A 12,450-nucleotide genomic window follows, 5' to 3' on the forward strand; every position below is an offset into this window, starting at 1 on the left:
CCTCATTCCTGTGACAAGCACAGGAATGAGGGCCTTCACTGCAAGACGGGCGTTTGCGAGCAGGCGCGCCAAATTGCGTTTTTCACAGCGCTTCCGCAAAAAGACACGTTGCAATAGCATCGCCTTTGTATACTTTATGTATTCAAAATGTGCGAGCCTGACATCGGAGGATTATGATGAGCGACACCACAACCCTGACCATTGACGGGCTTTCTGAGCGGGTCGAGGCGATTTTCCGCAAGGCCGGTCTCAATGCCGTGCAGTCTGGGGCGCTCGCACGCGTCATCACGGCGGGCGAGCGGGATGCCTGCAAGTCCCACGGCATCTACCGTATCGAAGGCGCGTTGCGCACCGTCAAGGCCGGCAAGGTCAAGCCCGATGCCATTCCTGATGTGGCCGAGGACGACGGCACGGCGATCGTGAAGGTCAATGCCAATGGCGGTTTCGCCAACCCCGCCTTCGAGCTCGGCCTGCCGGTTCTGGCGGAGCGCGCGAAACGCCTCGGCGTCGCGGCACTCGTCATCAATGACTGCACGCATTTTTCGGCACTCTGGCCGGAAGTCGAGGGGCTGACGTCGAACGGCCTTGCCGGGCTGGTCATGTGTCCGAGCTATTCCACCGTCGCGCCCACCGGCGGCAGCAAACCGCTGCTTGGCACCAACCCCTTCGCCTTCGGCTGGCCGCGCAAGGGCGCCTCACCCTATGTCTTCGATTTCGCGACGTCGGTTGCGGCCCGCGGTGAAATCGAACTGCATCGGCGGGCCGGAAAGCCCCTGCCGGAAGGCTGGGCTCTGGATGTCGAAGGCAAGCCGACGACCGACCCGGAAGCCGCCCTTGCCGGCTCCATGCTGCCCTTTGGCGGCCACAAGGGATCGGCCATCGGCACGATGATCGAGCTTCTCGCCGGCATCATGATCGGCGATTTCACCAGCCCGGAAGCGCTCGAATTTCTCGGCAGCACGACACTTGCCCCCACCCATGGAGAGCTGATCGTCGCCTTTTCTCCCGAAGCCTTCGCCAAGGGCCGTCCCGGCGATCCGTTCCAGCGCGCGGAAGTGCTGTTCGACGCCATCATCGGCCAGGGTGCCCGCCTGCCCTCCGGCCGCCGCTTCGCCGCACGTGCCAAATCCGAAAGCGAAGGCATTACGCTGACTGCAGCAGAAATGGCCGGTCTGGACCGGCTACTGGAAAAGGGGCTGGACGCGGTCTCCTGACCGTGTCGGAGAACAATATACATAAGGCCCGCGGCCCGGTGCAGAGTTGACGGCGGAATCCGCAAACCTCTCCTCCGTCATCCTCGGCCCTGTCCCGAGGATCTGCAACGTATTGATTTTATTCACCGTGATTAGATCCTCGGCACAAGGCCGAGGATGACGCCGAGAGAATATCCACTCTTCACCACAAACTTCGTGGGAATTGCAGCCGGCAGAAATTTAAACCGGATAGCTGTAGGACAAGTCCGGGGATGACGTCGAAGCCAAGAAACGCTCAAACCTCATGCAAAAAAGGCCCGCATTTGCGGGCCTTTTGTTTCACGTCAGCGACTGCTCAGGCAGCCTTGCAGGCCTGCACGGCGCCCGGAAGCTTGCTCCAGTCGGCATACCAGCTGTTGAACAGCTTGAACTGCGCTTCGACATAACCACGCTGGCTGTCAGTCAGGGCATCGGTTTCGTTGAAGTGCAGCGTGTATTCCCTGTCACCCTTCAGCACCATCATGTGCTTGAAATAGAGAACCAGATCCGGGCCCTCATCGAAGGACGAGAGAACGGCGAGCGCCTGCTCCAGCTCCAGCGCGCGGGCGCGGGCATCCGCGTCACCCTTGGCGGCGGCCTGCGACAGCTTGCAGAGGTGAATGACTTCCTTCGGCAGGACATTGCCGATGCCCGTGATGGCGCCGGTTGCGCCGCAATTGACGAAACCGTGGAAAACGGCGGTATCGACGCCAATCATCAGGGTGACTTCATCATCACGGCTGGTGATGTTTTCAGCGGCATAACGCATATCCGCCGGACCGCCGAACTCCTTGAAGCCCACGAGGTTCTTATGTTCGGCGCGCAGCGCGAAGAAGAGATCGGCGCGGGTGGCGAAACCGTAATAGGGGCTGTTGTAAATGACGGCCGGGATTTCCGGGGCGGCCGAGAGGATGGCCTTGAAGTGGGCCTTCTGGGCCGCGATGACCGAGCCACGCGACAGGACGCGGGGGATGACCATCAGGCCCTTGGCGCCAACCTTCTGGGCGTGGGCGGCATGGGCCACGGCGGATGCCGTGTTGACCGCACCGGTGCCGACGATAACCGGAATACCGGCCTTCACCAGGCGCTCCACGCCTTCCATGCGCTGCTCGTCCGTCAAAAGCGGCCAGTCACCCATGGAGCCGCAATAAACGACGGCCGACATGCCATCGGCGATCAGTTCCTTGCCCTTGCGAACAAGCGCATCGAAATCAGGGGTGCGATCATCCTTGCAGGGGGTCATCAAGGCGGGAATCACGCCGGAAAAAATGCTGGCCGTCATTACTTGCTCCTAAGGGACATGTTTTTCGGGAATGGACGCACGTCCGCGCCACCCTTTCGACAGGCACATTACTATCTTGTATTTTATTTGTCGACAAGAAATCCGCGGGCTACAGATTTATTTCCAGCCGTTCGTTTCGCACCAGCAGTTTCTGGACCTGCCGCACGATCTGCTCGGCGTGTTCGCGCGCCAGCCTCTCGGAAAGGGCGGTATCGCGCGCGGCAATCGCCGCGATCATCTCTTCATGATCATCGACGAAGCGCTTCGGCAGACGGTCGTCATAGGACTGGTAATAAAGCCTGAGGATGCGCCGTCCCTCATCCAGCAGCCGTTTGAACAGGCTGGTGAAATAGGGGTTACGCCCGGCTTCGGCGATGGAAAGGTGAAGTGCGGCATTGGTGGAAATCATCGCCAGCGCATCCTGCTCCTCCACCGCGATGGCGAATTCCGCATTATGCGCGCGGATTCCAGCCAGATCCTCCGGACGGTGATATTGCGCGGCAAGCTGGGTCGTCACCCGGTACATCAAGACAAGCGCATCGAAATAGGTGTGCATGTTGAGGAAATCGATATTCGACACCATGGTGGAGCGGTTCGGCAGCGTATCGATCAGCCCCTCGCCCGAAAGCCGCACCAGCGCCTCACGGATCGGCGTGCGCGACATCTTGAACCTTTCGGCAAGCTGCACCTCATCGATCGGGCTGCCCGGCGGCAGAACCAGATCGAGAATCTCGTCGCGCAGCAGATCGTAGACCATCTTCACGCCGGAGCCGCGCTTGCGCTCGGCAGAAGCAATTATATCCGTCATCATCAAATCCCTCTTGTCGACATAAAGAGTACTATTATATTTTTTCCCGATCAACGTCGCGCTGCACCGCATCGTCTTCGAATGGCGGAATAATTGTTCAAAAACAACCAAAAGCCATCGCGGAAATTGCCCGCGACGGCTTTTGATCGTTCAGTTTATGGCGTGGACGATGGGAGGTTCGATTTATCCGAAGAAAGAGGAGCACGCCTCCCGGTTCTTCTCCCCGCCGGGGAGAAGGTCGCGGCAGCGGGATGAAGAGGGCAAGGGTAGAGATATTCGGCGAGCTAGCCCCCTCATCCAACCCTCCGAGCCACCTTCTCCCCGGTGGGGGGAAGAAATGTGTCGCACCGCCGTGCTACCCCGGTTCCGCGACGCTGCAAGTGCGCCCTTAATTGCGCAGGCCGGTGGCCACGACGGAAATCTTGAAAGCGCCGTCCAGGGTGGGATCGAAGGAAGCGCCCATCACCACATCGGTCTCCTCGCTGACCGCCTCGCGCACCAGCGTCATCGCCTCGTCGATCTCGTAAAGCGTCAGGTCGTTGCCGCCGGAAATCGAGACCAGCGCACCACGCGCTTCTTTCAGCGAGGGTTCGCCGAGCAACGGATTGGCGATGGCTGCCGCAGCCGCTTCCGAAGCACGTTTTTCACCCTTGGCCTGCGCCGTTCCCATCAACGCCCGGCCGCCGTTCTTCATGACATAACGCACATCGGCGAAATCGAGATTAACGAGGCCTTCGCGCAGGATGAGATCGGTGATGCAGCGCACGCCAAGCGACAGAACCTTGTCGGCCGTCTTCAACGCATTTTCGAAAGTCGTGCCGGCATCGGCAATGCGCAGCAGGTTCTGGTTGGGAATGACGATGACGGTATCGGCCGTATTGAGCAGGTTGGCAAAGCCGTATTCGGCGGCCCGCATGCGGCGCGCGCCCTCGAAGCTGAAAGGAAGCGTCACGACCCCGACGGTGAGGATGTTCTTCGCGCGGCAGGCCTCGGCGATGACGGGAGCAGCACCCGTGCCGGTGCCGCCGCCCATGCCGGCGGTGATGAAGCACATGTCGTAGCCGCTTAAATGGTCCATGATCTCATCGAGGGAATCGATCGCCGCCTGCCGGCCGACCTCCGGATCAGCGCCCGCACCAAGTCCGCCGGTCAGCTCGGAGCTGAGCTGCACAAGCCGCGGCGCGTTGGTTTTCTTCAGCGCCTGCGCATCCGTATTGGCGGCGATGAAATCGACGCCGCCAATGCCCTCGGCAATCATGTTGTTGATCGCATTACCGCCGCCGCCGCCGACACCGACGACGGCGATATTGGGCGTGTTGCGGGCGATGGTGGCGCGCGGAGACTGGGTCATCGTGTTATTCTCTTTCTAAACTCATAGGGTTCCGCGCCGTTTTTCGACTGCGGCACGCGAATGATCGGCAAGCTCCCAGCGCTTTCTCTCCGAGAGGGAAAGAAGCTGTAACGCTTTGAATTTCCATACCGGCCTTTCACCCCATAATGGCGAAAGAACGGTGTTCCAGGGGGCGAAAGATGCTCCACGGCGACGTTCTCCGACCCCTTCCCCGGATGAAAACCGAACCGAATCAACTGCTTCGCTCTCTAGAGGTGATAGCCGAAAAGGCACATCGTTTACACTCCATTCACTATGTTTATCTCACTTTGGAACGAGTTGCGCCGAGAAGTGTTTGCTTGCCGATCCCGCTGGAGCGGCGGGAACTGAAACGGAACCGGCGCCGCCGCTCCAGATTTTGGTTAAAGCGTCGGATGATCCGAAAACCGCACCACGCTTTTCGGTCCGGTGCTCTGAAGCACACGAATGGAGACAGGCATATGTTGGCAGACGTCTTGCAAAACGAACCGGGTTTCCGCACGGAACAGCCGCGTGTGCTGATCGTGGAAGACGAATTCCTCATCGCCATGGATATAGAGGATTCCATTTTGCAGGCGGAGGAAGAGGCAGATGTCATCGGCATCGCCAACCGGCTGGAAGAGGCCGTGGCGCTTGGCAGCCGTGCCGATATCGCCTTCGTCGACGTCAATCTTGCCGACGGTCAGACCGGCCCGGAGATCGGGCGGCGGCTTTCCGAAGACCATGGCGTGGTGGTGATCTTCATGACGGCGAATCCCGAAGTCGTCGTCAATCTCGGCATCGGGGCCGGCGTGATCGCCAAGCCGGTGCCGCAGGATGCCGTCGAACAATGCCTTGCTTATGCCCTTGCCAGACGCGCAGGCACCCATGCCGTGACGCCCATCGGCATGATGGCTTTCGACTGAGATTATTCTGAAGGCGATTGTTCTGAAGACGATTGTTCTGAAAACTGGCGAAGTTGCCAAAAACAAAAAAGCCTGCCGCGGGAGGAGGTGCGGCAGGCTTTTTGAAAAGATGAACAGCGATATGGGAGGAGGAAAACCGCTGTCCTTGGGGCAATCCTTTGGGAGGAGGAGTAGGATCGCCCGCATTACCAAAAGGATGTGGGAGGAGGTACATCCGTTTCGATGATTGGAAGATACCATTTTCCTGCGCGTTTGACAGGCACAAGGTTGCAGCGCAGATATGCATATGATGCATGGCAATATGGGAGATGGAAAATACCGGGCGCTGAACGCCGCTCGCAGTCAGCCCGATACCGCGGATCTGATACCGACTGATTTTTCACGACGCGCACCGGTCTTCGGCACACGGCCGAGGGCGAAGCGGAGCATGTCGTGAAATGCACCCATCTGTCAGACGCCTGTAGTCAGGCACCTTCACCGCAAACAAAAACGCCCGCAAAGCGGGCGTTGGATCATTCGTAAAGAGGCGATATCGCCTTGATTACCTGCCGACAGCGGCGCGGGCGACGCTGGTGATCTGGCTGCGATCGATACCGAGATCGTGCAGTTCACGGGTGCTCATACGGCCGAGTTCGTTGATGGTCTGACGATATTTGCGCCAGTTGTTAAAGCTGCGTGCTACGTTCATGACATTACCCTTTCTGAGGTTTAGGTGACGTCAGCAACGTTTTCGTTCCGGCGTCCTTTGATGCCCCCTATATGCGCTTTCCAATGGGGAATTAACAGGCAGAATAAGGCAATCCACCCATGCGCTGCGTGCAAGGGTTCCAATTCACGTGCTCCAGAAAAATGAAAGGCGGCTGAAAATTCAGCCACATGGAGGGGCGCCTGAGCGCCCGCGCCTTAAAACTTGTAGCGCACGCCGAAGACGTTGGCGTTTGTCGCACCCTTCATATTGCCCAATGTCTTGCCACCGCCGGAACGGTGGTGAAGGCGCCAGAAGAATTCCGTCGAGGAATCTTCGCTGAAGGAGACGTTGATCTCAGGCCCGAGGTAAAACAGGACGTTCGCGTTGCCATCATCCTTGATTTCCTGCTCACGCTCGCGGCCCGGCTGTGCATTCGTGACGAGGCTGAGGCCGGCAGTGAAGCTCGGCGTGACGAACAGCCGCTCGCCCAGCCTGATCTGCTCGTAACGCACAACCGGGCCCGCCCAGACTTCGCCCGTGAAGCCCTTGCCAAATCTGGCGGCGACGCCGATTTCGCCGCCGAGTTTCACATTGCCGATGTGATAGGGATAGAACTGATAACCGCCGCCCAGAATGGCGTTACGCTCATATTCCACCGGAAAGAGGGCCGCACTTTTCAGCATGTCTTCTTTCGTCAGGGCGCCGCCGAATCCGAATATCGCCTCGCTCGTCTCCGGCGTCATATCTTCCGACGCGACGGAGGGCGTTGCCGCCAGTGCGATCATGGCAACCAGTGACAGACGTGCTGCAATATTCATTTTGCTACTCCTGAACAAAGCCCGCTTACCCAGCCGTCCTCATAGGCATATTCACGGAAGGCGAACATACCGTTACCGAACACAATTAATTCAACTTGCGCGGAAATGGACGAAACACGCGCATGATCCGGCTGTGGTCAGCGCAGGAACCGCCTGAAACGGCGAAGCGCGAAAACGAAGAGCGCGGAGCCAATGGCCAGCAGCGCCAGCAATTGCGGCCAGACCACATCCAGCCCCGCCCCCCTGAAAAGCACCGATTGCGCCAATATGACGAAATGGGTGTTGGGTGCGAGAAGCATGATGTACTGGATGATATCGGGCATGCTCTCGCGCGGCGTCATGGCGCCGGAAAGCACCTGCAGCGGCAGCAGAAACAGGATCAGCAACATGCCGAATTGCGGCATGGAACCGGCCACCGTCGCCAGGAAGATGCCCATCGACGTCATGGCGAAGAGCTGCAAGGCGGTGCCGAGCAGAAAGAGGAGGAGCGAGCCTTCGATTGGAATGGCAAGCAGCCCCCTGACGACGACGAACAGGGAAAATGCCGAGGCCACCAGCACGACAAGGCCCATGGACCAGACCTTGCTGAGCATGATTTCCAGCGGCGTGACCGGCATGACCAGCAGATGCTCGACCGTGCCATGCTCGCGCTCGCGGATGAGCGCCGCCCCCGTCAGCACGATCGACAGCATGGTGATGGCGGTGATGATGTTGTTGATCGATCCGAACCAGGACTTGTCCAGTTCCGGATTGAAACGCGAGCGCAGCGTCAGCTCCACCGGCACCGTGGTCGCACCGCGATAGCGGCTGATATATTCCTGGATTTCACTCGTGACGATGCTTTGCACATAACCGCCGCCGCTGAAAGCCTGGCTCATGCGGGTGGCGTCGATATTAAGCTGAATGGCCGGCTGCTGCCCGGCCATCAGCCGGCGCTGGAAATCCGGCGGGATGTTGAGCGCGAAGGTATCGAGCCCGGCATCCATGCGTTTGTCCATTTCCGCGATGGAAATCTGCTTCGGCGGGGAGAAATAGGGCGGATAAAACGCCGTGCTGATGCGGCCGGAAAGCGGCGACTGGTCCTCGTCGACAATGGCGATGGCGGCATTGTTCAGCGTCTCCGGCAGCGCGCTGGAGCCGGTGTAGATCTGCAGCGTGAAGGCGTAGACGATCAGGAGCAGCAGCATGCGGTCACGCGCAAGGCCGCGCAGTTCCTTGATGCCGAGCTGGAAGATGTTGGACGAAAACAATCTCATGACGCCTGTTTCCTCAAAAGTGCGGCACCGGCGATGAGGAGCAGCGGAATGGCGATGAGAAGCGGCAGGAACGAGCCGGAAAGTCCGGCGAAATCCAGCCCCTTGGAGAAGGTTCCGCGCGAAATGGTCATGAAATAGGTGGCGGGATAGATGTTGCCGATAAAGGCCCCTGCTCCCTGCAGCGACGAGACGGGATCGATCATGCCCGAATATTGCGTCGCCGGAATGAGCGTCAGCAAAGCCGTGCCGAAGATCGCCGCGATCTGGCTTTTCATGAAGGATGACATGAGAAGGCCGATGGAGGTGGCAATGACGACGAAGAGCAAAGCGCCCGTCGCATAGGCAAGATAACTTCCGGTGAAGGGCACCTGGAAGATGAAGATCGCAAATGCAGTTAAAAGCAGGAAATTGAGCATGCCGAGAGCGACATAGGGAAGCTGCTTGCCGATCAGGAACTCCAGCCGCGTGGTCGGCGTCACGTAAAGATTGACAATGGAGCCGAGTTCCTTTTCCCGGACGACGCTGAGCGCCGAGAGCATGGCGGGAATGAGCATCAGCAGCAGGGGAATGACCGCCGGAACCATGGCGACGAGGCTCTTGACGTCCGGATTGTAACGATAGCGCGTTTCGATGCTGAATGTGCTTTGTGTGGCGGCGCTGCCATAAATTTCGCTCGCCTTGCGCGCCAGCCATGTCTGGTGCATGCCCTGCACGTAACCGCGCACGGTCTCGGCCCGCTGCGGCATCGCGCCGTCGATCCAGGCGCCCACCTCCACCGTCTTGCCGCGCAACACATCACGGCCAAAGCCGGGAGGAATTTCAATGGCAAGGCTGAGTTCGCCATCGCGCATCCGCCGGTCCATGTCGGCATAGTCGCGGATCGGTTCCTTTTCGATGAAATAACGGGAGCCGGCAATATCGAGCACATAATCGCGGCTGATGGTGGAATCGTCGCGGTCCAGCACCGCGAAGGTCAGATCCTCGACATCGAGATTGATGCCGTATCCGATCACGAACATCAGGATGACGCTGCCAAGCACCGCGAGCGTGCCGCGAATGGGATCGCGCTGCAGCTCCAGCGCTTCGCGGCGCGTATAGCTGAACATGCGCCTGAAATCGAAAAACCTCTTGCGGCCGGGCGTGGCATGGGGCGTTGCCGGCACGTTTGCTGCCGCGGCAGGTGCTTCGGTCGCTCCGGTCCTCTGCACCCCGGAGGCATCCTCAAGATAGGCGACGAACGCCTCCTCCAGCGTTACGGCATTACGGCTCCTGGTGATCGCATCAGGCGTATCGCTGATCAGCACCTTGCCGGCATGCATCAGCGAAATTCGGTCGCAGCGCTCCGCCTCGTTCATGAAATGGGTGGAGATGAAAATGGTGACATTGTCGTTGCGCGAGAGATCGGCGAGGATTTGCCAGAAGCCGTCCCGCGCCACCGGGTCGACACCGGAGGTCGGCTCATCGAGAATGAGAATATCAGGCGAATGGATCATCGCCACCGCCAGCGACAGCCTCTGCCGGATGCCGAGCGGCAGGTCGTCCGGCAGGGTTTCCATGACCGCGCCAAGATCGAAACGCTCGGCCATTTCGGCGATACGCGGCTGGATGGTCTCCTCCGGCAACTTGAACAGGCGCGCGTGAAGATCGAGGTTCTGGCGCACCGTCAGTTCGGAGTAGAGCGAGAAAGCCTGGCTCATGTAACCGACGCGATGACGGATCGCCATGTCGCTGGCATCCACCTTGTGCCCGAAGAGCTTCGCCTCGCCCTCGCTGGCGGCCAGAAGCCCGGTCAGCATTTTCATGGTGGTGGATTTTCCGCAACCATTCGAGCCGAGAAAGCCGAAAATTTCGCCACGCGGAATTTTGAAGCTGACATTGTTGACGGCGGTAAAATCACCGAAACGCATGCTGAGATGCGAGGCCTCGATGGCATAATCGCCATCACCCGTTACCTTGCGGGGCGCAATCTGCACCTCGTGATAACCCCTACGTTTCTCTTCCGGCAGAAGCGCTATGAAGGCCGCATCGAGATTGGCGGCGGCGGTGCGTTCCAGCAGCTCGGCAGGCGAGCCGGTGGCTAAAATCTTGCCGCCATCCATCGCGACCAGCCAGTCGAAACCGGCGGCCTCTTCCATATAGGCCGTAGCGACGATGACGCTCATGCCCGGACGACCGGCGCGGATGGAATCGATCAGCTCCCAGAACTGCCGGCGCGACAGCGGATCGACGCCCGTGGTCGGCTCATCGAGGATAAGCAGGTCGGGATCGTGGATCAGCGCGCAGCAGAGCCCGAGCTTCTGCTTCATGCCACCGGAAAGTTTCATGGCCGGGCGGGCGGCGAATGGCTCAAGGCCGGTGCTCTTCAGCAACTCGGCAATGCGTGCCTGCCGCTCCCGGCCGCCCTGACCGAACAGCCGGCCGAAAAAGTCGATATTTTCAAAGACGGACAGGGTTGGATAGAGGTTCTTGCCAAGGCCCTGCGGCATATAGGCGATGCGCGGGCAGGTATCCTCGCGGTGGCGTGGATCGGACATATCGCCGCCCAGAACCTCCACCTTGCCTTTCTGTATGGCGCGTGCGCCGGAAATCAGCGACAGCAGGCTGGATTTGCCGACACCGTCAGGCCCGATAAGGCCGATCATCCGCCCGGCTGGAATTTCAACCGATATGTCGGCCAGCGCAACCGTGCTGCCAAAAGCCAGCCGTACATCCGTCAACCGTGCGACCGGCGCGCCGGGATCGTTTTTAGTATTCGTCGCGGAGGGCGTGACCATGGCGGCCACCCTCACTTCACAAGATTGCGTTCGAGGTTCTCCGGCCAGGCGGCCTGCGGATCAAGCCGGACATAGGCCATGCCGGGCAGCCCGGTTTTAACATATTGGATATATTTCTGCAGCAGCTCCTGCGGGATTTGCGCCCTGACCCGGAAGGTGAGCTTCTGACGTTCCTCCTCGGTTTCAACCGTCTTCGGCGTGAATTGCGCCACATCGGCGACAAAGGAAACCTTGGCGGGAATGGTATATTGCGGCGCGGCGTCCAGTATCAGGCGCACATCCGAACCCATGGATGTGCGGCCGGCCTCGGCGGTCGGCAGAAAGAACGTCATATAGACATCGCCGAGATCAACGAGGTTGAGAACCCGCCCTCCGGCGGAAAGAACCTCACCCGGCTGGGCGATACGATATTGCACCCGGCCGTCGCGCGGCGACTTCAGCGTCGCATCGGCTATGTCGGTCTCGATGCTTTCAATATCGGCCTGCGCGGCATCGACAGCGGCTTCCGCATCGACGATCTGCGCCCTGGCGGCGTTGATTGCCGCGTCCGAGGCGGCCAGCGAGGCCTCAGCCGAAGCGAGCGTGGCGCGGGCGGACTGCTCGGCGGCTTCACTGTCATCGACAATCTGCTGCGACACGGCATTGCCGGTCAGCAGCTGTTTCGAACGGGCAAAGGTCTTGGAGGCGGAATCGAGCTGGGCCTTGCGCTGTTCCACCACCGCCTGCGCCGAGGTCTTTTCCGCTTCGCGCTGGGCGACGAGGCTGTGGGCGGTATCGATCGCTATTTTCGCGCGGCGAAATTGTGCCTCCGCCTGACGCTTCCGCGCCTCCAGCTGGGCCGTATCCATCTGCGCCAGCACCTGCCCGGCCTTCACGAAATCGCCTTCGCGCACCATGATGTCCTGAAGGCGACCGGCGGTCTTGGTGGAAATATCGATCTCGACCGCCTCAATGCGGCCGTTGCTGGCCACGAAACCGGAGGGTAGCCCCGCTGCCGTCAGCTTCGACCAGGCGAAATAAGCGGCGATGGCAAGCACAACAACCGCCAGACCAATGAGCAAGCCTTTTTTAGACATCCGTCTTCCCCATGAACCCCTAGAGTTTCAACCGTAATACGATGAAACCGAAGAAGCCAGCCACCTTTACGTTCATAATTCGCACCTGATATTTCCCGCACTCAGTGGGAGAAGACCGGGTGCTGGGGCTTGTTTAGGTGAGGGAGCGACTCAATGCTTTGACACACGTCAAGTGAACCGTAGAGCAGACAATGGCTGAGATATATGATGAAGGTAGGTATCGCTGGAATTTGCGAAACCTC

General features: G+C 59.6%; 10 protein-coding genes. 2 read left to right on the forward strand and 8 right to left on the reverse strand.

Annotated elements, in window-relative coordinates; translation table 11 throughout:
- Positions 1-176: 176 nt before the first annotated feature.
- Positions 177-1,214, forward strand: a complete 1,038-nt coding sequence (locus tag ACIQUH_RS12805; RefSeq protein ID WP_400815490.1) for an Ldh family oxidoreductase — start codon at positions 177-179, stop codon at positions 1,212-1,214.
- Positions 1,215-1,548: 334 nt separating this feature from the next.
- On the opposite strand, the gene ACIQUH_RS12810 is transcribed toward ACIQUH_RS12805, so the two are convergent.
- The 3 genes from ACIQUH_RS12810 to ftsZ all read right to left on the reverse strand — a co-directional run bounded on the left by ACIQUH_RS12810 (position 1,549) and on the right by ftsZ (position 4,673).
- On the reverse strand, positions 1,549-2,514 hold the full coding sequence (locus ACIQUH_RS12810; RefSeq protein WP_400815492.1) for a dihydrodipicolinate synthase family protein: 966 nt from the start codon (positions 2,512-2,514) through the stop codon (positions 1,549-1,551).
- A gap of 109 nt (positions 2,515-2,623) precedes the next feature.
- Positions 2,624-3,322: a GntR family transcriptional regulator gene (locus tag ACIQUH_RS12815; RefSeq protein WP_400815686.1), complete on the reverse strand. Its 699-nt coding sequence runs from the start codon at positions 3,320-3,322 to the stop codon at positions 2,624-2,626.
- A gap of 388 nt (positions 3,323-3,710) precedes the next feature.
- Positions 3,711-4,673 carry a cell division protein FtsZ gene (gene ftsZ, locus ACIQUH_RS12820; RefSeq protein WP_003521714.1) on the reverse strand — a complete coding sequence of 321 codons (963 nt, stop codon included), beginning with the start codon at positions 4,671-4,673 and terminating at the stop codon, positions 3,711-3,713.
- Between the two features lie 479 nt (positions 4,674-5,152).
- On the opposite strand from ftsZ, the gene ACIQUH_RS12825 reads away from it, so the two are divergent.
- Positions 5,153-5,596 (forward strand): response regulator, encoded by a 444-nt coding sequence (locus tag ACIQUH_RS12825; protein WP_003505649.1) that lies wholly within the window; start codon positions 5,153-5,155, stop codon positions 5,594-5,596.
- 541 nt (positions 5,597-6,137) lie between these two features.
- Here ACIQUH_RS12825 and ACIQUH_RS12830 read toward each other — a convergent pair.
- From ACIQUH_RS12830 to ACIQUH_RS12850, 5 genes are all read right to left on the reverse strand, one after another.
- A complete protein-coding gene (locus ACIQUH_RS12830) occupies positions 6,138-6,284 on the reverse strand; it encodes a DUF1127 domain-containing protein (protein ID WP_003521716.1) in 147 nt (48 codons plus the stop codon).
- Positions 6,285-6,499: 215 nt separating this feature from the next.
- Complete coding sequence (locus tag ACIQUH_RS12835; RefSeq protein ID WP_400815497.1) at positions 6,500-7,102, reverse strand: hypothetical protein; 603 nt, start codon at positions 7,100-7,102, stop codon at positions 6,500-6,502.
- 137 nt (positions 7,103-7,239) lie between these two features.
- Complete coding sequence (locus ACIQUH_RS12840; RefSeq protein WP_400815499.1) at positions 7,240-8,358, reverse strand: ABC transporter permease; 1,119 nt, start codon at positions 8,356-8,358, stop codon at positions 7,240-7,242.
- Positions 8,355-11,132 (reverse strand): ribosome-associated ATPase/putative transporter RbbA, encoded by a 2,778-nt coding sequence (gene rbbA, locus ACIQUH_RS12845; protein ID WP_400815501.1) that lies wholly within the window; start codon positions 11,130-11,132, stop codon positions 8,355-8,357. The genes ACIQUH_RS12840 and rbbA overlap by 4 nt, the downstream gene beginning before the upstream one ends.
- Before the next feature lie 11 nt (positions 11,133-11,143).
- Entirely contained in the window at positions 11,144-12,208 is a 1,065-nt protein-coding gene (locus tag ACIQUH_RS12850; protein ID WP_400815503.1) for an HlyD family secretion protein, read from the reverse strand.
- Positions 12,209-12,450 lie beyond the last annotated feature (242 nt).

It is taken from the genome of Agrobacterium sp. NPDC090283, assembly GCF_044769685.1.
In the GTDB taxonomy this organism is placed as follows: Bacteria; Pseudomonadota; Alphaproteobacteria; order Rhizobiales; family Rhizobiaceae; genus Agrobacterium.

Bases quoted from the DNA above. Each gene is read 5' to 3' on its own strand.
- ftsZ (WP_003521714.1), bottom strand. From the start codon at position 4,673: ATGACCCAGTCTCCGCGCGCCACCATCGCCCGCAACACGCCCAATATC.
- ACIQUH_RS12810 (WP_400815492.1), bottom strand. From the start codon at position 2,514: ATGACGGCCAGCATTTTTTCCGGCGTGATTCCCGCCTTGATGACCCCC.
- ACIQUH_RS12850 (WP_400815503.1), bottom strand. From the start codon at position 12,208: ATGTCTAAAAAAGGCTTGCTCATTGGTCTGGCGGTTGTTGTGCTTGCC.
- ACIQUH_RS12840 (WP_400815499.1), bottom strand. From the start codon at position 8,358: ATGAGATTGTTTTCGTCCAACATCTTCCAGCTCGGCATCAAGGAACTG.
- ACIQUH_RS12835 (WP_400815497.1), bottom strand. From the start codon at position 7,102: ATGAATATTGCAGCACGTCTGTCACTGGTTGCCATGATCGCACTGGCG.
- ACIQUH_RS12815 (WP_400815686.1), bottom strand. From the start codon at position 3,322: ATGACGGATATAATTGCTTCTGCCGAGCGCAAGCGCGGCTCCGGCGTG.
- ACIQUH_RS12805 (WP_400815490.1), top strand. From the start codon at position 177: ATGAGCGACACCACAACCCTGACCATTGACGGGCTTTCTGAGCGGGTC.
- ACIQUH_RS12830 (WP_003521716.1), bottom strand. From the start codon at position 6,284: ATGAACGTAGCACGCAGCTTTAACAACTGGCGCAAATATCGTCAGACC.
- rbbA (WP_400815501.1), bottom strand. From the start codon at position 11,132: ATGGTCACGCCCTCCGCGACGAATACTAAAAACGATCCCGGCGCGCCG.
- ACIQUH_RS12825 (WP_003505649.1), top strand. From the start codon at position 5,153: ATGTTGGCAGACGTCTTGCAAAACGAACCGGGTTTCCGCACGGAACAG.